Below are 23,309 nucleotides of genomic sequence, written 5' to 3'. Positions count from 1 at the left end.
GGTCAGACCGCCTTCGCCGTGGTGCGTGAGGGAGTGACGCGTATTCGGGTCCAGGGGGTCAGCAGTCGCTGGAGCCCCAGCAGCAGCAGGTCGGCGACGACCGCGAGCAGCACGCACAGGACCGAGGCGGTGAGCACCTGCGCCTTGAAGAAGCTGGGCAGGGCATCCGCGATCAGATTGCCGAGGCCGCCCCTGCCGATGATCGACCCGACCGTCGTCAGGGCGATCGTCGAGACCGTGGCGATCCGCACGCCTGCCATCACCGCGGGCATCGCGAGCGGGAGTTCGACCTCCCAGAGCAGCCGGACCGGCCCGTACCCCATGCCCTTCGCGGCTTCCCTGGCCTCCTGCGGAACGGCTTCGAGACCCGCCAGGATGTTCCGTACGAGGATGGTCAGCGAATACAGCACCAGGCCGGTGACCACCAGCGCGGCGGACAGTCCGAAGAACGGCAGCAGCAGCGAGAACATGGCCAGCGAGGGCACGGTGTAGAGCACCGTCGTCAGGCCGAGGACCGGACCGGCGAAACGAGGGCCTCGGCGGGCGAGCAGCGCCAGCGGAAATGCCACGAGCAGCCCGATCAGCACCGATACCGCCGTGATCCAGATGTGCTGGACCGTCGCGTCCGTCAGCTCCTCGCCGCGGGAACGGAGATACTCCCCGCAGATCCAGTCATTCGTCACCATGCAGTTCTGTACGGCAGCCATCCGCCCCCACCTCCCTTTTGCCGCCTCGCGCCGAAACGGCGGGATACCGCGTACGACGCCGGGCTGTCCCGCACGTCGAAGCACCGAAGTGCCCGAAGTGCACCGAGCACCGGAGCACTCGACGCACCGAAGCACCGGAGTACCGAAGTACCCGGAGCATCAAAGCACTCGACGCACCGAAGCACCGCCGTTCCGAGACCCTATCCCCGACCACTGACACTCGCCGCGACCGTCGTATTCCAGCAACATGGCCTCCACACCACACCCGCGACAATGGGGAACCATGATCCGTTTCGAGCACGTCACCAAGCGGTACGCGGACGGCACCACCGCCGTCGACGACCTTTCCTTCGAAGTCGCCGAGGGTGAACTGGTCACGCTCGTCGGACCGTCGGGCTGCGGCAAGACGACCACCATGAAGATGGTGAACCGGCTGATCGAACCGACCGAGGGCCGGATATTCCTCGACGGCGACGACATATCCGCCATCGACCCCGTCCGGCTGCGCCGTCGTATCGGGTACGTGATCCAGCAGGTGGGCCTGTTCCCGCACCGTACGATCCTGGAAAACACCACGACGGTCCCTCATCTCCTGGGCTGGAAACGGGGAAAGGCCCGCGCACGCGCGGCGGAACTCCTCGATCTCGTCGGACTTGACCCTTCCGTCTATGGCGACCGCTATCCGGAACAGCTCTCCGGCGGCCAGCGCCAACGCGTGGGAGTGGCGAGGGCGCTGGCCGCGGACCCGCCGGTGCTGCTGATGGACGAGCCTTTCGGCGCGGTCGACCCCGTCGTACGGGAACGGTTGCAGAACGAATTCCTGAAACTCCAGGCACAGGTCCGCAAAACCGTGCTGTTCGTCACGCACGACATCGAGGAAGCCGTCCGGCTCGGCGACCGGATCGCCGTCTACGGGCAGGGCACCATCGAGCAGTTCGACTCCCCGGCGACCGTGCTCGGCGCGCCCGCCACCCCCTATGTCGCGGACTTCGTCGGCGCCGACCGCGGTCTCAAGCGGCTCTCCGTGACCCCCGTCGAGGCGGGCGACCTCGACCAGCCTCCCGTCGTCCATCTCGACGACTCCCTGGAACGGGCGACCGAACGGCTCCGGGCCGAGGGAGCGCGCTGGGCGGTCGTCCTGGACGGCGAGGACAATCTGCACGGCTGGATCCCGGCCGGCCCTCCCGCCACCGCGCACACCGCCGGATCCGCACCCAGCTCCGCCGGTTCGGAAGCCGGCCCCGCCTCCGGCGCCACGGTCCGCGCCCACGCCCGGCGGATGGAGGCGTGGCTTCCGGTCGGCGCCCCGCTCAAGCAGGCGTTCGCCACCATGCTCCAGCACGACGCGGGCTGGATCGCCGTCATCGACGAGGAGGCGAACGGCCGGTTCCTCGGCGTGCTCACCCCGGCACGGCTCCACGAGGCGCTGCGCCGCTCCATCGACGCCGACGCCCAGGACGTGCCGCGCGCCGAGGTGGCCGTCGAGTCCGTGGAGAGCCTGGCCGGGCCGCTCAGTTCTCGCTGAGCCGGCTGCTCATCCAGTCCAGGGCCGGGGGGATCTCCCGCCGCCAGGTGTTGAAGTTGTGCCCACCGCTGTCGAGCACGATCGACGAGACCTGGGCGGGCGCCTTCACCTTCGCGATGAACTTCTGCGTGGACCGGTAGTTCCCCTCGCCCTGCCTGGAGGTCGTGACCAGGAAGGACGCATCGGGCTGCGGCAGGTGGTCCAGACTCCACATCAAGTTCGCCCGGTCGCGCGCCCGCCGGTCGCCGTGGAAGAGATCGCCGGTCGTCGGGTCCTCGGCCGCCTTGTAGTACGCGGAGAGTCCCGCGCTCGCGGCGAACCGGTCCGGGTGATGGAGACCAATCTTCAGCGCGCAGTAACCCCCGGTCGAGTTGCCCATGATGCCCCAGTTGCGGGCCCGGGTCCCGACCCGGTACGCCTCCGAGATCGCCCGCGGCAGGTCCTCGGCGAAGAACGTCTCCGTCTGCGGTCCGCCCTTGATGTCCACGCATTCGGTGTCCCTCGGCGGCGCCACCGTGGGCCGCAGCATCACCAGGATCATCGGCTGCGCGCGCCCGGCCTTCACCCGCGCGTGTGCCGTCTGGGGATACCGCAGGCCCTTGAGGAGGTTCTCCGACACGCCCGGATAGCCCGTCAGGACGACGACCGCGGGAAACTTCCGACGGGCGAACTCGGGCCGGAAGTACTCCGGCGGGAGGTACACGTACGCCGAACTCTCTATCCCCGACTTCCGGCCCGCGATCACGACCTTGTCCACCCGCCCGGACACGACGGGGCGCGGTGCGCCCGGAACCCCCGAGTGCTGCGTCCCGACCCGGACGATGTTCCTGGAGGCCGATGCCCCGTCCGCGTGGTCCGTGACCACACCCTGTTCCTGCTCCTGGCCGAACAGATCCGCCCAGGAACCGTAGAAGAGGAACGACTTGTTCGCCGCCAGGGCAACCGAGACGAACAGCATCACCTGGGTCACGAGCAGCAGCCCGACCCGCCCGAACACCACGGAGACGCCACGCCGGGCCAGCCGTGGCCAGAACCAGACCGTGGCGGCGAAGGAGACCACGCCCAGCGCGATGGCCGCGACCAGAAGCGTCGTGCTGGTAAGACCCATGGGGGTGAGCTTTCTTGTCTGGAAATTTCCGGTGCGCGGATAAACCCTTCGCGCGGAAGCCTCGTCCTACAGTTCGCACATCGTCCGAAAGCCCTTCGGACGAAGGACTCAGAAAACTCAGGAATCTCTCGCGGAGCCACGGGAAGCGATGTCTGTCACGCTAGATGGGGATAAATCAGGATCGGTTCCGAGTTCCGTACGCAAGTTCGTACGGGGCCCGCGCCCCGAGGCCGTCCCGACGCTGATCGGTACCGCCTGCACCGTCGTCGGCCTGATCGACGTCGCCGCAGGCGTCTTCCCGCGCTTCCGGCACAGCCGGATGCACGCGCTCGCCGAGGTGCTGCCGGGCGCGTTCGGACCGTTCGCCGCCGCTCTCTCCCTGAGCGCGGGCGTCCTGTTGCTGCTCCTCGCCCACGGTCTCAAACGGCGCAAGCGGCGGGCCTGGCGGGCCGCCGTCGTCCTGCTGCCGGCCGGGGCACTGGCGCAGTTCCTCTACCGGCACTCGATCACCGGCATGCTCGTCTCGCTGGCCCTCTGCGCGCTGCTGGTCCGTCACCGCGGCGAGTTCTCCGCGCTCCCCGACCCGAGGAGCCGCTGGTGGGCACTGGCCAACTTCGTGGTGCTCGGTGCGGGTTCGATGGGCCTGGGCCTCGTCATCGTCAGCTCCCATCCCCGGCGGATCGTGGGCAGCCCCAGTATCGCCGACCGGCTCCAGCACGTGCTGTACGGGCTGTTCGGTGTGGAGGGCCCCGTGGACTACGCCGGGGACACCTCCTGGACCGTGGGGTACTCGCTCGGCGCCCTCGGCCTGCTGACCGCCGTCACCACCATCTACCTGGCCTTCCGTCCCGAACACCCGGCCGCGCGCCTCACCGGGGACGACGAGGCCCGGCTGCGCGCCCTGCTGGAGAAGCACGGCGGCCGGGACTCGCTCGGCCACTTCGCGCTCCGCCGCGACAAGGGCGTCGTCTTCTCCCCGAGCGGCAAGGCGGCCGTCTGCTACCGGGTCGTGTCCGGGGTGATGCTGGCGAGCGGCGACCCGATCGGCGACGTGGAGGCATGGCCCGGCGCCATCGAACGCTTCATGGACGAGGCCAAAGCCCACTCCTGGACCCCCGCCGTGATGGGCTGCAGCGAGACCGGCGGCGAGGTCTGGACCCGCGAGACCGGGCTCGACGCGCTGGAACTCGGCGACGAGGCGGTGGTGGACGTCGCGGATTTCTCGCTCGCCGGGCGCCCGATGCGCAACGTACGCCAGATGGTGAAGCGCATTGAACGCCTCGGCTACGAGACCCGGGTCCGGCGCGCACGCGACATCGGCGAGGACGAACTGGCCCGTATCCGCCGGGCGGCCGACGACTGGCGCGGCACCGACACCGAGCGCGGCTTCTCCATGGCGCTCGGCCGGATCGGCGACCCGGCCGACGGAGACTGCGTCATCGCCACCGCCCACAAGGCCGACGAACCGGATGCCGAGTCCCCCTACGGCGACCTGAAGGCCGTGCTCCACTTCGTCCCGTGGGGCCCCGACGGCATGTCCCTCGACCTCATGCGCCGCGACCGCTCCGCCGATCCCGGCATGAACGAGCTGCTGATCGTCGCCGCCCTCCAGGCCGCTCCCCGGCTGTCCGTCGGCCGGGTCTCGCTGAACTTCGCCATGTTCCGCTCCGCCCTCGCCCGCGGCGAGAAGCTGGGCGCGGGACCGGTGCTGCGGCTCTGGCGCGGGCTGCTGATCTTCCTCTCGCGCTGGTTCCAGATCGAGTCGCTGTACAAGTTCAACGCCAAGTTCCGGCCCCGCTGGGAGCCCCGCTTCGTGGTCTACCGCACCGCCCGGGACCTGCCCCGGATCTCCCTGGCCGCCATGCGGGCGGAGGGCTTCGTGAACCTCGCCCTGCCCCGCCCGTTCGCCCGCCGGTTCCCCCGCTCCCAGCCCCGCCCCTGCGCCCACGCTCCGGCCACGGGCCGCGAGCAGCACGCCCGCGCGGCGTAACCCGCACACCGTGCGGGGCCTACGCTGGTCGCATGAGTACGTTGCGTGGACGAGGCACGGTCCAGGGCCTCCCGGAGTGGGACCGCTGCGCGGTCATGGGTGTCGTCAATGTGACCCCGGACTCCTTCTCCGACGGGGGCCGCTGGTTCGACACCACGGCCGCGATCAAGCACGGTCTCGACCTGGTCGCGCAGGGCGCCGATCTGATCGACGTCGGCGGTGAGTCGACCCGGCCCGGCGCCAGCCGGGTGGACGCGTCGGAGGAGCTGCGGCGCGTGGTCCCGGTGGTCCGGGGCCTGGCCGCCGAGGGCGTCACGGTCTCCGTGGACACCATGCGGGCCGGGGTCGCCGAGCAGGCCGTCGCGGCCGGGGCCACCCTGGTCAACGACGTGAGCGGCGGCCTCGCCGACCCGGCCATGGTCGGGGTCGTCGCCGACGCCGGGGTGCCGTTCGTCGTCATGCACTGGCGCGGTTTCAGCGAGTCGATGAACAGCCGCGCGGTGTACGAGGACGTCGTCGCCGAGGTCGTCCAGGAGCTGCGGGAACGGATGGACGCCGTGGTCGCCGGCGGCGTCGCCCCGGAACGGATCGTCATCGACCCCGGCCTCGGCTTCGCCAAGGAAGCCGCCCACGACCTCGCCCTGGTCGCCCACCTCGACGACCTGCACGCCCTGGGCCGCCCGCTGCTGGTCGCCGCCTCCCGCAAACGCTTCCTCGGCCATGTGCTGGCCGGCGAGGGCGCGCCGCCGCCCGCCCGGGAACGCGACGCCGCCACCGCGGCGATCTCCGCACTCTCCGCCCGCGCGGGCGCCTGGGCCGTCCGGGTCCACGAGGTGCACGCCACCGCCGACGCCGTCCGGGTCGCCCGCGCCGTCGAGGGCGCCGCGTGAGCGGGCCGCGCGACGAGCACGCGGAGGCCGCCGCCGACATCGCGGCCGTCGAGCAGGCCAACACCGCCTTCTACGAGGCGATGGAGCGCGGCGACCTCGACGAACTGTCCGGGCTGTGGCTGCCGGGCGAGGACCTCACCGTCTCCTGTGTCCACCCCGGCTGGCCGGTGCTCCGCGGCCGCGGCGAGGTGCTGCGCAGTTACGCCCTGATCATGGCCAACACCGAGTACATCCAGTTCTTCCTGACCGACGTCTCGGTCTCGATGACCGGCGGCACCGCCCTGGTGACCTGCACGGAGAACATCCTCAGCGGCGGGCCCGCCGAGGACGGCAACGCGCTCGGACCGCTCGTCGGCCAGCTCGTCGTGGCCACCAATGTGTTCCGGCGCACCCCCGACGGCTGGAAGCTCTGGTCCCACCACGGCTCGCCCGTGCTGACCGAGTCCGACGACGACGAGAACGAGAACGGAAACGGCGAAGGCGCCTCCTGATCGTCCGAAAGCCGTCTCCCGGCAGGCTCTGAGCGGGAACGAGCCCTTTCCCGATCGTCCGGAAGCCGTCTCCCGACCGGAAAGTTCACCTCCTGGGAGGGTTGGAATTCACCTCTGCGGGTAGTAGCGGCTACCAGTCCCGTGAGGTTCTGTCCATAGCCCCCACGGGGGAGCACTGTCGGTGCTCGAAGGTAGATTCGAAAGAGAGCACCTCGCCGTCCGTGCGCGGCCCCGTGTCTCTACGCCCAACGACAGCAGGAGTGATTCGCGTGGATCGTGTCGCGCTGCGCGGCCTCAAGGCCCGTGGACACCACGGCGTCTTCCCCCGGGAACGGGAAGAGGGCCAGACCTTCATCGTGGACCTGGTGCTCGGCCTGGACACCCGACCTGCGGCAGCCACCGACGACCTGACCAAGACGGTGCACTACGGCATCGTCGCCGAGGAGGCCGTCGAGGTCGTGCAGGGAGAACCGGTCGATCTGATCGAGACGCTCGCGGAGCGCATCGCCCAGAAATGCCTCAAGCACGAAGGAGTCGAGGAAGTGGAGGTGGTGGTGCACAAACCGGACGCGCCGATCACCGTCCCCTTCGACGATGTCACCATCACCATCACACGGAGCCGAGTATGACTGGTTTTTCCACCAAGGGGCAGAGCGACCCCACCGTACAGCCGGTCCCCGCCTCCGTGGTCGCGCAGGTGGACGCCGCGGACAGCACCCTTTCCAACCCCAAACGCGCCGTGCTCTCCCTGGGGTCCAATCTCGGCAACCGGCTGGAGACCCTCCAGGGCGCCATAGACGCGCTGGAGGACACCCCGGGCCTGCGGGTCAAGGCCGTCTCACCGGTGTACGAGACGGAGCCGTGGGGCGTCGCCCCCGGCTCCCAGCCCTCGTACTTCAACGCGGTGGTCGTGGTGCGGACGACGCTCCCCCCGTCCTCGCTCCTGGAGCGCGGCCAGGCCATCGAGGAGGCGTTCGAGCGGGTCCGCGAGGAGCGCTTCGGGCCGCGCACCATCGACGTCGACATCGTGGCGTACGCGGACGTCGTCTCCGACGACCCGGAGCTCACCCTCCCCCACCCCCGGGCCCATGAGCGGGCCTTCGTCCTCGCCCCGTGGCACGACATCGAGCCCGATGCCCAGCTTCCGGGCGCCGGTCCCGTCGCGGAGCTGCTGGCCGGTGTAGGGCGCGCCGGCATACGGCCCCGCGCCGACCTGGAACTCCGTCTGCCCGAGTAGTCGTTAGGCTCGACGGACGGAATCCGGCCGGACACGAGCAGGCCGGGCGGGACCGGACGGACACGATCATGGGCGGCGAAGGGCGGATCACTCGGTGAAGCAACTACGGCTCGGGGTACTCATCGGCCTCTTCGCCGCGGCCGGGGTGCTCTCCTGGGGCGGTGCGCGCCTCTGGGACTCCCTGGGCAGCCTGCCGAGCGTTCCCCTCGCCGCGCCGATCGTGCTCGCGGTGATCGCCGCCGTCCTGCTCGCGACGGCGCTCTCCATCCGTTCCCGGCTGCGCGCCCAGCGCGAGCGCCGGCCGGGAGCCAAGGGCGTCGAGCCCCTGATGGCGGCACGGGCCGTCGTCTTCGGCCAGGCCAGCGCGCTGGTCGTCGCCCTGGTCTCCGGGATGTACGGCGGCACGGGCGTCTTCCTGCTCGGCTCCCTCGACATCCCCGCCCGCCGCGACCAGGCGATCTACGCGGGCTTCGCGGTCCTGGCCGGCATCGCGGTGGTCGCCGCGGCCCTCTGGCTGGAGCGCATCTGCAAGCTCCCGGAGGACGAGGACGGCGACAAGAGCCGCTCGTCCGCCTGACGGCGGCACCGGCCCCGGAGCCGGAACCCGCCGTCCGCCGTCTCCCGGCCGGAGCAAGGCTCCGCGCCCCCGACCGGGCCCAAGGCCCTCCCCGGCCGGGCAGGGGCCTCAGCGGGCCAGTATCAGGCTCATCGCCTCGGCCCGCGTGGACGCTTCGCGCAGCTGGCCGCGCACCGCCGAGGTCGTCGTCTTCGCACCGGGCTTGCGGATGCCCCGGACGGACATGCACATGTGCTCCGCCTCGATGACCACGATCGCGCCGCGCGCCTCCAGGATCCGCATCAGCGAGTCCGCGATCTGCGTGGTCAGCCGCTCCTGCACCTGGGGCCTGCGGGCGAACACGTCGACCAGGCGGGCGAGCTTCGACAGACCTGTGATCTTGCCGCTCTCCGCCGGGATGTAGCCGACGTGGGCCACCCCGTGGAACGGCAGCAGGTGGTGCTCGCAGAGGCTGACGATCTCGATGTCCTTCACCAGGACCATCTCGTCGTGCCCCAGATCGAACGTAGTGGTCAGGACATCCTCGGGCACCTGCCGCAGCCCGGCGAGAATCTCCTTGTACGCCCGCGTCACCCGGCTCGGTGTCTCGCGCAGCCCCTCGCGGTCCGGGTCCTCGCCCACGGCGAGGAGGAGTTCGCGCACCGCGGCCTCGGCCCGCTTCTCGTCGAACTCGCCGATCGGCCCCTGGCCGTCCAACGTCACCGGGTCGGTCATCTGTGCCTCGTTCCTCTGAGCTGTCACCGCACACGCTTCTCGTACGGTCGTACGAAAAAGCCGCGCCCTCACAGGCTAGAACCTGCGAGGGCGCGGCATCCATTCCGAGCCCGGTCCGGCCCCCGTGACAGGGACCACATCCGGGTCAGGACTCGGGGCGGTCCTCCGGCAGCGCCTCGGCCGCCGGAACACTGTCCGTCGGGACGACCGAGCCGTTCGCCGTGGTGGCGCCGTTGGTGAGCGCGAGTTCCTTCGGCGAGAGCACCGGGGGCCGCGTCGACGGGGTGCGCCGGGCGGAACCGGTCCACGCCGGGCGGGCCGGGCGCTTCACGACCGGGGCGAAGATCTCGGCGATCTCCTCCTTGCCGAGGGTCTCCTTCTCCAGGAGCTGGAGAACGAGGTTGTCCAGCACATCGCGGTTCTCGACGAGGATCTCCCACGCGTCGTTGTGGGCGGTCTCGATGAGCTTCTTGACCTCTTCGTCGACGAGGGCCGCGACCTCTTCCGAGTAGTCGCGCTGGTGGCCCATCTCCCGGCCCACGAAGGGCTCGGTGTTGTCACCGCCGAACTTGATCGCGCCGAGCCGCTCCGTCATGCCGTACTGCGTGACCATCGCGCGGGCCGTGGCCGTGGCCTTCTCGATGTCGTTCGCCGCACCGGTGGTCGGGTCGTGGAAGACCAGCTCCTCGGCCGCGCGCCCGCCCAGCATGTAGGCCAGCTGGTCGAGCATCTCGTTGCGCGTCGTGGAGTACTTGTCCTCCTCCGGGAGCACCATCGTGTAACCGAGGGCGCGGCCGCGGGAGAGGATCGTGATCTTGTGGACCGGGTCCGCCTGCGGAGAAGCCGCCGCGACCAGGGCATGTCCGCCCTCGTGGTACGCGGTGATCTTCTTCTCCTTCTCGGACATGATCCGGGTCCGCTTCTGCGGGCCCGCCACGACGCGGTCGATGGCCTCGTCGAGCATCTTGTTGTCGATCAGCTTCAGGTTGCCGCGCGCCGTGAGGAGCGCCGCCTCGTTCAGCACGTTCGACAGGTCGGCACCGGTGAAGCCGGGCGTGCGCCGGGCGACGGCGCCGAGGTCGACGTCCTTCGCGACCGGCTTGCCCTTCTGGTGGACCTTGAGGATCTCCAGACGGCCCTGCATGTCCGGCCGGTCGACCGCGATCTGCCGGTCGAAACGGCCCGGACGCAGCAGCGCCGGGTCGAGGATGTCCGGCCGGTTCGTGGCGGCGATCAGGATGACGCCGCCCTTCACGTCGAAGCCGTCCATCTCGACGAGCAGCTGGTTCAGCGTCTGCTCGCGCTCGTCGTGTCCGCCGCCCATCCCGGCACCGCGGTGCCGGCCGACGGCGTCGATCTCGTCGACGAAGACGATCGCCGGGGCGTTCGCCTTGGCCTGCTCGAAGAGGTCACGGACCCGGCTGGCACCGACACCGACGAACATCTCGACGAAGTCGGAACCGGAGATCGAGTAGAAGGGGACGCCCGCCTCGCCCGCGACGGCGCGCGCGAGCAGCGTCTTGCCCGTACCGGGAGGCCCGTACAGCAGGACGCCCTTGGGGATCTTGGCGCCGACGGCCTGGAACTTCGCCGGCTCCTGGAGGAACTCCTTGATCTCCTGGAGCTCCTCGACCGCCTCGTCCGAGCCCGCCACGTCGGCGAACGTCGTCTTCGGGGTGTCCTTGGTGATCAGCTTGGCCTTGGACTTCCCGAACTGCATGACCCGGGAGCCGCCGCCCTGCATCTGGTTCATCAGGAACAGGAAGACGACCACGATCAGGACGAAGGGCAGCAGCGACAGGAGGATCGAGATGAACGGGGACTGCTTCGACGGGGAGACCGTGTAGCCCTTGTCGATCTTGCCGCTCTCGAACTTCTGCTGCAGCGTGTCGGCGAGCTCGACGCCCTGGGTGCCGATGTAGTTCGCCTGGAACTTGCTGCCGGACTCGCCGGAGAGCTTCTGGCCGTTCTTCAGCTCGATCTTGATGATCTGTTCGTCACCGGTGGTCAGCTTGGCCTGCGCCACCTGGTCCTTGCTGATCGCCTGGACCACCTTGCCGGTGTCCACCGATTTGTAGCCGCCCGACGAGCCGACGACCTGCATCAACACGACCACGGCGAGGACGGCCAGCACGATCCACATGACCGGCCCACGGAAGTATCGCTTCACGTCCATCCATACGGGGCGATCACGCCCCGTCCCTCCTGCCCGTAGGTAAATGCTGCTGTGAGAAAAGACTGTTCTTCGGACGGTACCCCAGCATTGTCACCCGCGACTGCCGGGGACGTCTGTCAAAACCGTCCTTCCATGTCTCAACGACGGGAATCGAGTAAAAGGTTCCCGTCGCCGGTCGCCGCCGTCGTCCGTACCGGACGGCGGCACCGGGCGGGCGGTCAGCCGCCGTAGACGTGCGGGGCGAGCGTGCCGACGAAGGGGAGGTTGCGGTACTTCTCCGCGTAGTCCAGCCCGTAGCCGACGACGAATTCGTTGGGGATGTCGAAACCGACCCACTTGCAGTCGAGCGCGACCTTGGCCGCGTCCGGCTTGCGCAGCAGCGTGCAGATCTCCAGGGACGCGGGCTCGCGCGACCCGAGGTTGGACATCAGCCAGGACAGGGTCAGGCCCGAGTCGATGATGTCCTCGACGATCAGGACGTGCTTGCCCTTGATGTCGGTGTCCAGGTCCTTCAGGATCCGGACCACTCCGGAGGACTGGGTCCCCGCGCCGTACGACGAGACGGCCATCCAGTCCATGGTGACGGGGTTGGACAGCGCACGCGCCAGGTCCGCCATCACCATCACCGCGCCCTTGAGGACGCCGACGATGAGCAGCTCCTTGCCCGCGTACTCCGCGTCGATCTTCGCGGCCAGCTCGACGAGCTTCGCGTCGATCTCTTCCTTGGTGAGGAGCACCGACTGGAGGTCGGTGCCCATGTCCTTCTCGTTCACCCGCGTCTCTTTCTGTGCCTGCCGGGCCCGGGGCCGCGCCCCGTACCGGCGGCGGCCTCTCGCCTGCGTGTCAGCCGCTCGTGCTTCAGCTCTGCCGAATCACAAGTCTGCCACCCTGGCGCATGGCCTCGACGCGGCCGGGCAGGTTGATGGCCCGCTGGCCGCGCCAGCCGGTGATCAGGCGGTCGACCTCCTCGATGTGCCGGGCGAACAGCGAACCGGCCGGGGATCCGGCCTCCACGACGGCCCGGCGCAGCACCCGGCGGCGTACGGCGGGCGGCAGCGCGTACAGCTTGGCGCACTCCAGCCGGCCCGCCTCGTCCCGTACGGTGCGCTCGGCCTCGGCGGCCCAGGTGTCGAGCGCGTCGGCGTCGTCGCGGGAGAGCTGCGCGGTACGGGCCAGGGCCTCGACGACCCCCTTGCCCAGCGCCTTCTCCAGGGCGGGCAGGCCCTCGTGGCGCAGCCGGGAGCGGGTGTAGGCGGGATCGATGTTGTGCGGGTCGTCCCACACGGGCAGGGACTGGACGAGGCAGGCCTTGCGGGCGGTCTGCCGGTCGAGCTGGAGGAAGGGACGGCGGTAGCGGCCGGACGGGCCGGACGCGGCGGCCATGCCGGAGAGGGACCGGATGCCGGAGCCGCGGGCGAGGCCCAGCAGCACCGTTTCCGCCTGGTCGTCGCGGGTGTGGCCGAGCAGCACGGCGGCGGCTCCGTGCCGTTCGGCGGCCTCGTCCAGGGCTGCGTAGCGGGCGTCACGGGCGGCGGCCTCGGGCCCGCCCTCGTGGCCGACGCGCACGGCGACGGACTCGACCGGGTCGAGGTGCATGGCGGCGAGGCGGTCGACGACTTCGGCGGCCCGGGCGTCGGAGCCGTCCTGGAGGCCGTGGTCGACGGTGATGCCACCGGCCCGGACGTCGAGCTTGCGCGCCTCGAAGGCGAGGGCGGAGGCGAGTGCCATGGAATCGGCGCCGCCGGAGCATGCGACGAGCACCAGTGGGGTATCGGGGAGTGCGGGGCGCTGTCTGCCCGCACCGGCTTCGGCGAACGCGGGCCCGGGGTGCGGAGTGCGCCGGGGGTGCCCGGCGTCGCGGGCGCGTCCGGCGTTGTCACAGGTGTGGCCGTGGTTGCTGTCGCGGGCGTTGTTGCGAGTGTGTTCGGTGAGTACGTCGTGGAGTACGCGGCGGACCGCCAGGCGTATCGCCGCGACCGCAGGATGGGGACCCATGTCCGGTGCCCTTCGTGGAGTGTCGGGGGTGCCTAGGAGTGACGGAACGAGCGAGAATTCCGTCACTCAGAGTGCATCGATGGTGACAGAGGCAAGCCGTCCATCGAGCATTGCACGCCTTCCCATGCCTCTACGGTCCCTCGGATGGGTGATTACCGGCGCGTTCTCGTCCTGTCGCGCGCCGTCGTGGCCGCCATGGTCACGGCTCTGCCTTACGGTGCACCCTCACTCCGCCCTGCGGTGCACCCGCGCGATCCAGTCCGCGGGCTTCGAGATCTCCGCCTTGGTGGGGAGCGTGTTCGGCGAGGTCCAGACCCGGTTGAAGCCGTCCATGCCCACCTCGTCGACCACGGCGCGGACGAACCGTTCGCCGTCGCGGTACTGGCGCAGTTTGGCGTCGAGCCCGAGGAGCTTGCGCAGCGCCTGGTCGAGGCGGCTCGCCCCGCGCGCCCGGCGCTGCTGGAACTTCTCGCGGATCTCGGCGACGGAGGAGACGACCTCGGGGCCGACGCCGTCCATCACGTAGTCGGCGTGCCCTTCGAGCAGGGACATCACGGCGGTGAGCCGGCCGAGGATCTCCCGCTGGGCGGGGGTCTGGACGAGTTCGACGAGGCTGCGTCCGCCCTCCTCGCCGTCCTCGCCCTCGGGGCGGCCCCCGGCCAGCGACTGGGCGGCCTCACGAAGCCGCTCCAGGAAGGTCATCGGGTCGACGTCGGTCTCTTCGAGGAATGACTGGATCTCGCCCTGGAGGTGGTCACGCAGCCAGGGCACCCCGGTGAACTGGGTGCGATGGGTCTCCTCGTGCAGGGCGACCCAGAGCCGGAAGTCGTGCGGGTCGACCGCCAGCTCGCGCTCGACGTGGACGATGTTCGGCGCGACCAGCAGCAGCCTGCCGCCGTCGGCCGCGGCCGGGAATTCCCGGCCGGCGGGTGCGAACGTCTCGTACTGGCCGAGGACCCGGGAGGCCAGGAACGACAGCAGCATCCCCACCTCGACACCGGTCACCTTGCCGCCGACGGCGCCGAGCACGACTCCCCCGGGGCCGTTGCCGCGCCGCTCGCGCATCTTCCCCAGCAGCGGGCGGAGCAGTTCGCGGAAGCCGTCGGCGTTGGCCCGGATCCAGCCGGCCCGGTCCACGACCAGGACCGGGGTGTCCTCCGGTTCGCTCCCCTCGGGAATCATCCGGGTGAAGGAGCGGACGTGGTCCTCGGACGCCTTGGCGTGCCGGCGCAGCTCCGCGACGACCTCGCGGGCCTCCTCACGGCTGATCTCCGGCCCGGGCCGGACCAGCCGGGTCGCGGTCGCGACCGCGAGATTCCAGTCGACCATCTCGGCCCCACCGATGCTCGTCATGTGTCAACCGTACGTGCTCGGGTCCGTCCGCGCCGGGGTGTCGACGGGGCCACGAGCGGAAGCCCGGGGTCCGGGCGCCCGGTGGACCGGTGCCGGAGGGGCACCGGTCCACCGGGCGCACCGGCTCACCGGGCGGGGGCGGCGAGGCTGGTGGCGAGGGCGTCGAGGGAGGACTGTGCCTCGGACGGGGAGGTGGTGCCCGAGGCCAGGAAGGCGAAGGCGAGCAGCCGGCCCCGTGCGTCGACGACCGTGCCGGCGAGCGAGTTCACCCCGGTCAGGGTGCCGGTCTTGGCACGGATCAGGCCGGTGCCCGCGGACTTCGCGGTGTAGCGGTCGCTGAGCGTGCCGGTGAACCCGGCCACGGGGAGGCCGGTGAGGACCGGGCGCAGTTCGGGGTGGGCCGGGTCGGCGGCGCGGGCGAGGAGCCCGGCCAGCAGTCCGGCGGTGACCTTGTCCTTGCGGTTCAGCCCGCTGCCGTCGGCGAGGTTCACGCCCTTCAGGGGCAGGCCGAGCTTGCCGAGTCGCGCGGTGACGGCGCGTCGGCCGCCGTCGAAGTCGGCCGGTTCGCCCGCGGCGACGGCGGTCTGCCGGGCAAGGGCCTCGGCGATGTCGTTGTCGCTGTTGGTCAGGGTGCGTTCCACCAGGGCGGAGAGCGGGGCGGACAGGTGCCGGGCGACCGGACGGGAGTCGGCGGGCGCGCGGCCGGAGACCGGGTCGGACGGGACGGCGATCCCCGCGTCGTCGAGGAGTTCGCCGAAGGCGCGGGCGGTGTCGCCGGCCGGGTCGTCGCTGCGCGGGGCGGGCCCGCTGTCGCTGCGGTCGAGCCGGCCCTCGTCGGTCATCAGCGCGGTGAGGGGCGCGATGTTCTCGTTGCGGCCGATCGGATGCCGTGCGGGGCCGGAGTAGTGGGAGGTGTCGTACGCGAGGCGGACCTTCGTCACACCCCGCTGCTTCAGGGCCCGGGCGGTGTCGGCGGCCAGGGCACGCAGGGCCGCCTTGTCGAGGGTGGGGTCGCCGCCGCCGACAAGGGTGACGGCACGGAAGTCGGGGGACGCCCGGACCGTCGTGGCGATGCGGTGGTGGGGGCCGAGCGCGCTCAGGGCGGCGGCCGAGGTGGCGATCTTGATCGTGGAGGCGGGGGTCATGGGCGTGTCGGCGCCCTGCTCGTAGAGCCGCTTCCCGGTGGCGGTGTCGATGACGACGGAGGCGCGCGCGGTGCCCAGGGCGGGGTCCTTCAGCAGTCGGCCGAGAGCGGCGGTCGGGTCGGACGCCGCCCCGTCGGGGGCGGCGTCGCCCGCGGTGTCGGCGGCGCCGGCCGGGGCGGAGAGGGGGGCGAGGACGGGCGGGGCGCTGGGCGCGGGACGCGCGCCGGACGGCGTACCGGCTTCGTGATGTACGCCACCTGTGCCGCCGCGGGCCGCTGCCCAGTCCTGCTCGGCCTTACGCTGACCCGAGTCCCACGGACCGGCGGCAAGGGCGGCGCCGGCCGCGAGCACCAGACCGAGGCCGGCGGCGACGGCCGTGAACTGCCGGTCGCTCAGTCCCTTCAGCCTGGTCGCACTGCCCCTGCGGGTGAGCGCGCCCAGTCTGTCCAGCGGGTTGACCGACGGTCTCTTCACCGGCTCGTCCACCGTTGACCAGCCCCTTTCGCGAGCACACATCTGCGTGGGGGACACTTAATCACCAGTCGTATGTCTTGATCATGGAGGAGCCACCCGTGGAGTTCGACGTCACCATCGAGATTCCGAAGGGTTCGCGGAACAAGTACGAGGTGGACCACGAGACCGGTCGGATCCGTCTGGACCGTCGGCTCTTCACCTCGACGAGCTACCCGGCGGACTACGGCTTCGTCGAGAACACCCTCGGCGAGGACGGCGACCCGCTGGACGCGCTGGTCCTCCTGGACGAGCCGACCTTCCCCGGTTGCCTCATCAAGTGCCGCGCCATCGGCATGTTCCGCATGACGGACGAGGCCGGCGGCGACGACAAGCTGCTGTGCGTGCCGGCCTCCGACCCCCGGGTGGAGCACCTGCGCGACATCCACCACGTGTCGGAGTTCGACCGCCTGGAGATCCAGCACTTCTTCGAGGTCTACAAGGACCTGGAGCCCGGCAAGTCGGTCGAGGGCGCCGACTGGGTGGGCCGCGCCGAGGCCGAGGCCGAGATCGAGGCGTCCTACAAGCGCCTTGAGGCGCAGGGCGGCGCGCACTGACGTCCCCGGTCCGGTTCGCGGGACCGATCACGGTTCCGCTTGTGCTCCGGCCCGCCGTTCCGTCCGCGGTTCCGCGCTCAGGCTCCCGCCCACGGCTCCGTGTGCGGCCCGGCCGACACTGACTTTCCGGAAACGGGCGGCACTCCTTCCCACGGAGTGCCGCCCGTTTCGTCTGCCCGCCGCGCCCGCCCGTTCCCTGCGCCCGTTCCGTACGTCCGGCCCCTCGCGTTACCGCCCCGGCCCGTGCCCATACTGGGGTGCAGAGGAGCGAGCCGAGGTCGCACAGCCGAGGAGGAACTGGTCGAGTGGTGGCGGAACCGGGCGGTCCGGAGGACCAGAAGCCCCAGTCCGACGAGGCACGCAGCGCCTTCGTACCACCGGCGGGGGTGGAGCCGCCCGCGCCGGCCGCGGACGACGACCACCCGACCTCGGAATTCGCCGTCCCGGCCGGTCTGGCGACCGAGTCCCAGGGGGCCGGGGCGGGTTCCGCTTCGGGTTCCGGCTCGGGGCCGGGTTCCGGTTCGGGCTCGGACACGATCGGCTCCGCCTTCGTGCCGCCGAGCACGTACCGCGCCCACCAATCGCCTCCCGCCTTCACTCCCGCGCACGGCAGCCCGATGATCCGGCTGACCAAGGAGGCTCCCTGGCAGGACCGGATGCGCACGATGCTGCGCATGCCGGTCGCCGAGCGTCCCGCGCCCGAGCTGGTGCAGAAGTCCGACGAGACGGGCCCGGCGGTGCCGCGCGTGCTCGACCTGACGCTGCGCATCGGGGAACTGCTGCTCGCCGGTGGCGAGGGCGCCGAGGACGTCGAGGCGGCGATGTTCGCGGTGACCCGCAGCTACGGGCTGGACCGCAGCGAGCCCACGGTCACCTTCACCCTGCTCTCCATCTCGTACCAGCCGTCGCTGGTCGACGACCCGGTGACGGCGAGCCGTACCGTACGCCGCCGGGGCACCGACTACACCCGGCTGGCCGCCGTCTTCCGGCTCATCGACGACATCACCACCGGGGAGGTCGAGGTCTCGCTGGAGGACGCCTACCGGCGCCTGGCGGAGATACGACGCAACCGGCACCCGTACTCCGGCTGGGTGCTGACGCTGGCCGGCGGCGGTCTCGCGGGGGCGGCCTCGGTGCTGGTCGGCGGTGGCGCGCTGGTGTTCGTGGTGGCGGCGATCGGCGCGATGCTCGGTGACCGGCTCGCCTGGCTGTGCGCCGGGCGCGGGCTGCCGGAGTTCTACCAGTTCGTGGTGGCGGCGATGCCGCCCGCCGCGCTGGGCGTGGCGCTGACCCTGACCCACTGGTCGGACCTGCGGCCGTCCGCGGTCATCACGGGTGGGCTGTTCGCGCTGCTGCCGGGGCGGGCCCTGGTCGCGGGCGTGCAGGACGGGCTGACCGGTTTCTACATCACGGCGGCGGCACGCCTGCTCGAAGTCATGTACCTGTTCATCGGCATCGTCGTCGGTGTGCTGCTCGTGCTGTACATGGGCCTCCAGCTGGGCGCACAGCTGAACCCGGGGACCAGGTTCTTCGCCACCGACCGGCCCGTGGTGCAGATCCTGGCGTCGATGGCACTCTGTTTCGCCTTCGCGATCCTGCTCCAGCAGGACCGTTCCACGGTCCTGGCGGTCACCCTCAACGGCGCCGTGGCCTGGGTGGTCTTCGGGGCGATGGCCCGTACCGGAGGCATCTCACCGGTGCTGGCGACGGCGACGGCGGCCGGTCTGGTGGGCCTGTTCGGGCAGCTCCTCTCGCGTTACCGGCACACCTCGTCGCTGCCCTTCATCACGGCCGCGATCGGCCCGCTGCTGCCGGGTTCGGCCACGTACTTCGGGCTGCTGGCCGTGGCGCAGGGGAACGTGAACGCCGGGCTCGTGTCGCTGTCCACCGCCGTGGCGACGGCGCTGGCCATCGCGATCGGGGTGAACCTGGGGAGCGAGATCTCCCGGTTGTTCATGCGGGTGCCGGGAGAGGTCGGCGGGGCGAACCGCCGCGCGGCCAAGCGGACGCGCGGCTTCTGAGCCGGTCGCGACCTCCGGGCCGGATTTTCCGGACTCCCGCCTGACTCCCCGCCGGAGTCTCGGCACACGGACCTGCGGCCCAAGTGTCCGGGCCCGCAGTACGGGTCTCCAGGCCGGAGCTTCCGGTCCCGGGGCCTGCGGGTGCGGGTGCCCGAGCCGACAGCCGCGGCACGGGTGCCCTTGTCGGCGGCACCGGACCACGGGCCCACGACGCCGGGGCGCGGCCCCGGGGGCCGAGTCGGTGGATACGCCGCGGGGGCGTACGCGCCGTACGCGTACGCCCCCGCGGGAAGCGAGCATCGTGGGCCTCGGGGCCCGGTCAGCGCTTGGCGTGGCGCCCGCGCTGGACGGCGACCGGTCCACCGTCGGCGGCCGGCCCGTCGCCCGAAGCCGCGATCCCCGCCGCCGCGTCCTTCTTCGCCCTGGAACGGGCCCGCAGGAACTCGATCGCGATCGGCACCACCGAGATGAGCACGATCAGGATGAGTATCGCCTCGATGTTCTTGTGGACGAACTCGATCTTGCCGAGGGCGGAGCCGAGGAGCGTGACGCCGACCCCCCACAGGATCCCGCCGATGATGTTGAACACGATGAACGAGCGGTAGTTCATCCGGCTCACGCCGGCGATGATCGGCGTGAACGTACGCACCACGGGGACGAAGCGGGCCAGGATCAGCGACTTCGGCCCGTACTTCTCGAAGAAGTCGTGCGCCTTCTCGACGTTCTCCTGCTTGAAGAGGCGGGAGTCCGGGCGCTTGAAGAGCGACGGGCCCACCTTGCGGCCGAAGAGATACCCCACCTGGTCACCGATGATCGCCGCCACGGCCACCAGCGTGCAGACCATCCACAGCGGGAACCGCAACTGGCCCGTGGTGACCAGCAGGCCCGTGGTGAAGAGCAGGGAGTCGCCGGGCAGGAAGAAGCCGATCAGCAGTCCGGACTCGGCGAAGACGATGAGGAGGACACCCGGGAGTCCGAAGGTGTTGATGAGATAGTCCGGGTCCAGCCAGCTCGGTCCGAGCGCAAGCGTATTCAAGGGTCCGGGCTCCTGAGTCGGTCGATGGCGGCTGCGTGGCCGCCGACAACTGCGTGGCCGCCCAAAGCTATCAACGCAGAATGCCGTCGTCGGGTTCCAGTCTCCCTCACGGGCGCACGGACCGGAACAACCAGGGACAAATCTCCCCTTGCGCGGCCACGCGAGTCCCCCGCACGGCCGCGCGCGACTACAAGAGGCGTTCCGCGTTGGCGACGACGGCGTCGCGCAGGTGCTCGGCCATGCCGGGCCGGATCGACTCGTAGTGGGCATGGAACCGCGGGTCGGACACGTACATCTCCGCGAGCGCCCGGTGCATCTCGGGCGTGCACGGGTAGAACCACTTGGTGATGTGCTGCCGGTACGCCTCGACCAGGTCCATGGCGCGCGCACCCGTGGCCGGCTCGCCGGCCTCCATGAGCGCGACGTAGGCGGCGTCCCAGTCGGCCAGCTCCGCCTGCATCCGCTTCCAGTCCTCCTTCGTGTACCGGGCGGCCCGGCGCTGCGACTCGGTGTAGGCGTCGGTGCCGCCCCAGCGGCGTTCGGCCTCCTCCGCGTGCTCCTCGGGGTCCTTGTCCCCGAACACCTCGAACTTCTCCTCCGGCGTGAGGTCGATGCCCATCTTCCGTGCCTCCATGGCTGTCTCGACGGCGTCCGCCATCCTCTGGAGCCCGGCGATCCGGTCGGTCAGCAGTCGGTGCTGGCGGCGCAGGTGCTCCTGCGGGTCCGCGTCCGGGTCGTCGAGCAGTACCGCGATCTCATCGAGCGGGAAGCCCAGCTCCCGGTAGAACAGGATCTGCTGCAACCGGTCCAGGTCCGCGTCGTCGTACCGACGGTGACCGGAGTAGCTGCGCCCGCCGGGCGAGAGCAGCCCGATGGCGTCGTAGTGGTGCAGGGTGCGCACCGTGACCCCGGCGAAGCCGGCCACCTGTCCCACGGAGTGGCCCACGACCCTCCCCGCTCCCTTCTCCGCTCGCTACGTCTCCTGCCCCGGGACGCCTGAATCCCGGGTACGTTCCGATCCTGCGTCCTGACGTCACGTGAGGTGCAAGCCGGAGCCCCTTCACGGCACCGCTCGGCCGGCCGACGCGCCGGATGCCCCCACATTCCGTATCGTCACCTCCATATGGATACGTCCGGATATGTTCGGATTCGTTCCCTCCTGCCTGCCGGAGGTCTCCGCGATGCCCACGCCCGTCAACGTCGCCGTCATCTACTACTCCTCGACCGGTACGGTCGCCGCGATGGCCGAGGCCGTCGTGGAGTATGCGGAGAAGGCCGGTGCACAGGTACGGCTGCGCAAGGCTGCCGAACTCGCCCCGCAGGCCGCCATCGACTCCAATCCGGCCTGGGCCGCCAACGCGAGGGCGACCGCCGACGTCGCCGAGGCGTCGCCCGACGACATGATCTGGGCGGACGCCGTGATCTTCGGCACGCCCACCCGCTTCGGCAACGTCACCTCCCAGCTGAAGCAGTTCCTGGACACCCTCGGGGGCCTCTGGCAGGCGGGCCGGCTCGCCGACAAGGTGTACAGCGGCTTCACCTCCACCAGCACCGCGCACGGCGGCCAGGAATCCACCCTGCTGGCGCTCTACCACACGGTTCACCACTTCGGCGGCATCCTGGTCGCCCCCGGCTACACGGACCCAGCGAAGTTCGTCGACGGGAACCCGTACGGCACCTCTCACGTGTCGGGGCAGGGCGACATCCCGGTCGGCGAGCAGACGCTGACCGCCGCCCGGATCCAGGCCGAGCGGGTCGTGAAGTTCGCCCGTGCCATCAAGGACGGTCTCGCCGCGCAGAGTTGACCCCCGCCGTCCCGAGTCCGTCGAGAGCCGAGAAGGGCTGTCCGCCGATGTCTCTCCACACTGGTTCGCCCCCCGGCACGGAACCGTCCCGGGAACGCCGCAGGCTCGCCCTCAACCCGTTCTTCGGCGAGGCCGATCCGGTCGCCGGCATGGAGACGGCGCCGCCCCGTCACCGGCTCCCCGACGGGCCGATGGCGCCGTCGACCGCGTACCAACTGGTCCACGACGAGTTGATGCTGGACGGCAACGCGCGGCTCAACCTCGCCACCTTCGTCACCACCTGGATGGAGCCCCAGGCCAGGGTGCTGATGGGCGAGTGCTGCGACAAGAACATGATCGACAAGGACGAGTACCCGCGCACCGCCGAGTTGGAGCGACGGTGCGTGGCGATGCTCGCAGATCTGTGGAACGCGCCCGATCCGTCGGCCACCGTGGGCTGCTCGACGACCGGCTCCAGCGAGGCGTGCATGCTCGCGGGGATGGCGCTGAAACGCCGTTGGGCGGCCAGGAACGCCGACCGCTACCCGGCGTCCGCCCGGCCGAACCTGGTCATGGGCATCAACGTGCAGGTCTGCTGGGAGAAGTTCTGCAACTTCTGGGAGATCGAAGCGCGGCAGGTCCCGATGGAGGGCGACCGCTTCCATCTCGACCCGCAGGCGGCGGCCGACCTCTGCGACGAGAACACCATCGGCGTCGTCGGCATCATCGGCTCCACCTTCGACGGCTCGTACGAGCCGATCGCCGAACTCTGCGCCGCCCTGGACGCGCTCCAGGAACGCACCGGTCTCGATGTCCCCGTCCACGTCGACGGGGCGTCCGGCGGGATGATCGCGCCGTTCCTGGACCCGGACCTGGTGTGGGACTTCCGGCTGCCCCGGGTCTCCTCGATCAACACCTCGGGCCACAAGTACGGACTGGTCTACCCCGGCGTCGGCTGGGCGCTGTGGCGCTCGCCCGCCGAACTTCCCGAGGAGCTGGTCTTCCGGGTCAACTACCTGGGCGGCGACATGCCGACCTTCGCGCTGAACTTCTCCCGGCCCGGCTCCCAGGTGGTCGCGCAGTACTACACGTTCCTGCGGCTGGGCCGGGACGGATACCGGGCCGTCCAGCAGTCGTCCCGCGACATCGCCTGCGGACTGGCGGGAAAGATCGAGGAGTTGGGGGACTTCCGGCTGCTCACGCGGGGCGATCAGCTGCCCGTCTTCGCGCTGACGACCACACCGGACGTGGAGGCGTACGACGTCTTCGACGTGTCGCGGCGGCTGCGCGAGCACGGCTGGCTGGTGCCCGCGTACACCTTCCCGGCCAACCGGCAGGACCTGTCGGTGCTGCGGGTGGTGTGCCGCAACGGCTTCTCGTCGGACCTGGCCGAACTGCTCATGGAGGACCTCCGGCTGATCCTGCCCGAACTACGCCGTCAGCCGCACCCGTTGAGCCACGACAAGCAGGCGGCGACATCCTTCCACCACTGA

At 70.7% G+C, this 23,309-nt stretch carries 21 protein-coding genes; 11 read left to right on the top strand and 10 right to left on the bottom strand.

The genetic code is table 11. The annotated features are described in order from the left end of the window. Window positions 1-2: 2 nt before the first annotated feature. Window positions 3-707, bottom strand: a complete 705-nt coding sequence (locus tag ACFYXM_RS23775; RefSeq protein WP_389292123.1) for an ABC transporter permease — start codon at window positions 705-707, stop codon at window positions 3-5. A 283-nt stretch (window positions 708-990) separates the two neighbouring features. Here ACFYXM_RS23775 and ACFYXM_RS23770 point away from each other — a divergent pair, with 283 nt between their 5' ends. Next, entirely contained in the window at window positions 991-2,232 is a 1,242-nt protein-coding gene (locus ACFYXM_RS23770; protein WP_389292122.1) for an ABC transporter ATP-binding protein, read from the top strand. Here the strand turns inward: ACFYXM_RS23770 and ACFYXM_RS23765 are convergent. Then, on the bottom strand, window positions 2,219-3,340 hold the full coding sequence (locus ACFYXM_RS23765; protein WP_389292120.1) for an alpha/beta hydrolase: 1,122 nt from the start codon (window positions 3,338-3,340) through the stop codon (window positions 2,219-2,221). The two genes, ACFYXM_RS23770 and ACFYXM_RS23765, sit on opposite strands and share 14 nt — an antisense overlap. A gap of 148 nt (window positions 3,341-3,488) precedes the next feature. Here ACFYXM_RS23765 and ACFYXM_RS23760 point away from each other — a divergent pair, with 148 nt between their 5' ends. The 6 genes from ACFYXM_RS23760 to ACFYXM_RS23735 all read left to right on the top strand — a co-directional run bounded on the left by ACFYXM_RS23760 (window position 3,489) and on the right by ACFYXM_RS23735 (window position 8,525). Beyond that, a complete protein-coding gene (locus tag ACFYXM_RS23760) occupies window positions 3,489-5,330 on the top strand; it encodes a phosphatidylglycerol lysyltransferase domain-containing protein (RefSeq protein ID WP_389292118.1) in 1,842 nt (613 codons plus the stop codon). Between the two features lie 32 nt (window positions 5,331-5,362). After that, window positions 5,363-6,220: a dihydropteroate synthase gene (gene folP, locus ACFYXM_RS23755; protein ID WP_389292116.1), complete on the top strand. Its 858-nt coding sequence runs from the start codon at window positions 5,363-5,365 to the stop codon at window positions 6,218-6,220. Continuing rightward, window positions 6,217-6,711, top strand: coding sequence for a nuclear transport factor 2 family protein (locus ACFYXM_RS23750; RefSeq protein ID WP_389292114.1), 495 nt, complete (start codon window positions 6,217-6,219; stop codon window positions 6,709-6,711). The genes folP and ACFYXM_RS23750 overlap by 4 nt, the downstream gene beginning before the upstream one ends. Window positions 6,712-6,980: 269 nt before the next feature. Continuing rightward, the gene (gene folB / locus ACFYXM_RS23745) at window positions 6,981-7,340 is read left to right on the top strand and encodes a dihydroneopterin aldolase (protein WP_389292113.1); all 360 of its coding nucleotides are present in this window, start codon (window positions 6,981-6,983) and stop codon (window positions 7,338-7,340) included. Continuing rightward, a complete protein-coding gene (folK, locus tag ACFYXM_RS23740; RefSeq protein WP_389292112.1) occupies window positions 7,337-7,948 on the top strand; it encodes a 2-amino-4-hydroxy-6-hydroxymethyldihydropteridine diphosphokinase in 612 nt (203 codons plus the stop codon). The genes folB and folK overlap by 4 nt, the downstream gene beginning before the upstream one ends. 94 nt (window positions 7,949-8,042) lie before the next feature. Next, window positions 8,043-8,525 carry a DUF3180 domain-containing protein gene (locus ACFYXM_RS23735; protein WP_389292111.1) on the top strand — a complete coding sequence of 161 codons (483 nt, stop codon included), beginning with the start codon at window positions 8,043-8,045 and terminating at the stop codon, window positions 8,523-8,525. Between the two features lie 108 nt (window positions 8,526-8,633). Here the strand turns inward: ACFYXM_RS23735 and folE are convergent, their stop codons facing one another. The 6 genes from folE to dacB all read right to left on the bottom strand — a co-directional run bounded on the left by folE (window position 8,634) and on the right by dacB (window position 16,394). Beyond that, on the bottom strand, window positions 8,634-9,239 hold the full coding sequence (folE, locus tag ACFYXM_RS23730) for a GTP cyclohydrolase I FolE (RefSeq protein ID WP_389292174.1): 606 nt from the start codon (window positions 9,237-9,239) through the stop codon (window positions 8,634-8,636). Window positions 9,240-9,384: 145 nt separating this feature from the next. Then, window positions 9,385-11,415, bottom strand: a complete 2,031-nt coding sequence (gene ftsH / locus ACFYXM_RS23725; protein ID WP_389292109.1) for an ATP-dependent zinc metalloprotease FtsH — start codon at window positions 11,413-11,415, stop codon at window positions 9,385-9,387. A gap of 218 nt (window positions 11,416-11,633) precedes the next feature. Then, entirely contained in the window at window positions 11,634-12,173 is a 540-nt protein-coding gene (gene hpt, locus ACFYXM_RS23720; protein ID WP_389292172.1) for a hypoxanthine phosphoribosyltransferase, read from the bottom strand. 100 nt (window positions 12,174-12,273) lie between these two features. Beyond that, on the bottom strand, window positions 12,274-13,410 hold the full coding sequence (gene tilS / locus ACFYXM_RS23715; RefSeq protein ID WP_389292108.1) for a tRNA lysidine(34) synthetase TilS: 1,137 nt from the start codon (window positions 13,408-13,410) through the stop codon (window positions 12,274-12,276). 225 nt (window positions 13,411-13,635) lie between these two features. Continuing rightward, entirely contained in the window at window positions 13,636-14,763 is a 1,128-nt protein-coding gene (locus tag ACFYXM_RS23710) for a zinc-dependent metalloprotease (protein ID WP_389292107.1), read from the bottom strand. 125 nt (window positions 14,764-14,888) lie between these two features. Next, window positions 14,889-16,394: a D-alanyl-D-alanine carboxypeptidase/D-alanyl-D-alanine-endopeptidase gene (dacB, locus tag ACFYXM_RS23705; RefSeq protein ID WP_389292106.1), complete on the bottom strand. Its 1,506-nt coding sequence runs from the start codon at window positions 16,392-16,394 to the stop codon at window positions 14,889-14,891. An 86-nt stretch (window positions 16,395-16,480) separates the two neighbouring features. Between dacB and ACFYXM_RS23700 the strand changes: the two genes are divergently transcribed. Beyond that, window positions 16,481-16,975 (top strand): inorganic diphosphatase, encoded by a 495-nt coding sequence (locus tag ACFYXM_RS23700; RefSeq protein ID WP_351518875.1) that lies wholly within the window; start codon window positions 16,481-16,483, stop codon window positions 16,973-16,975. A gap of 305 nt (window positions 16,976-17,280) precedes the next feature. Beyond that, complete coding sequence (locus ACFYXM_RS23695) at window positions 17,281-18,996, top strand: threonine/serine exporter ThrE family protein (protein WP_389292104.1); 1,716 nt, start codon at window positions 17,281-17,283, stop codon at window positions 18,994-18,996. A 319-nt stretch (window positions 18,997-19,315) separates the two neighbouring features. Here the strand turns inward: ACFYXM_RS23695 and ACFYXM_RS23690 are convergent, their stop codons facing one another. Both ACFYXM_RS23690 and ACFYXM_RS23685 read right to left on the bottom strand, forming a co-directional pair. Beyond that, complete coding sequence (locus ACFYXM_RS23690) at window positions 19,316-20,032, bottom strand: DedA family protein (RefSeq protein WP_389292102.1); 717 nt, start codon at window positions 20,030-20,032, stop codon at window positions 19,316-19,318. Between the two features lie 187 nt (window positions 20,033-20,219). Continuing rightward, a complete protein-coding gene (locus ACFYXM_RS23685; RefSeq protein WP_389292101.1) occupies window positions 20,220-20,978 on the bottom strand; it encodes a MerR family transcriptional regulator in 759 nt (252 codons plus the stop codon). Between the two features lie 235 nt (window positions 20,979-21,213). Here ACFYXM_RS23685 and wrbA point away from each other — a divergent pair, with 235 nt between their 5' ends. Together wrbA and ACFYXM_RS23675 are read left to right on the top strand one after the other, a co-directional pair. Beyond that, window positions 21,214-21,837, top strand: a complete 624-nt coding sequence (gene wrbA / locus ACFYXM_RS23680) for an NAD(P)H:quinone oxidoreductase (protein WP_389292170.1) — start codon at window positions 21,214-21,216, stop codon at window positions 21,835-21,837. A 47-nt stretch (window positions 21,838-21,884) separates the two neighbouring features. After that, on the top strand, window positions 21,885-23,309 hold the full coding sequence (locus tag ACFYXM_RS23675) for a glutamate decarboxylase (RefSeq protein WP_389292099.1): 1,425 nt from the start codon (window positions 21,885-21,887) through the stop codon (window positions 23,307-23,309).

This window comes from Streptomyces sp. NPDC002476 (assembly GCF_042889785.1).
GTDB lineage: Bacteria > Actinomycetota > Actinomycetes > Streptomycetales > Streptomycetaceae > Streptomyces.
The sequence above is the reverse complement of the archived record's forward strand: the minus strand, read 5'-3'. Positions and strand labels throughout refer to the sequence as shown.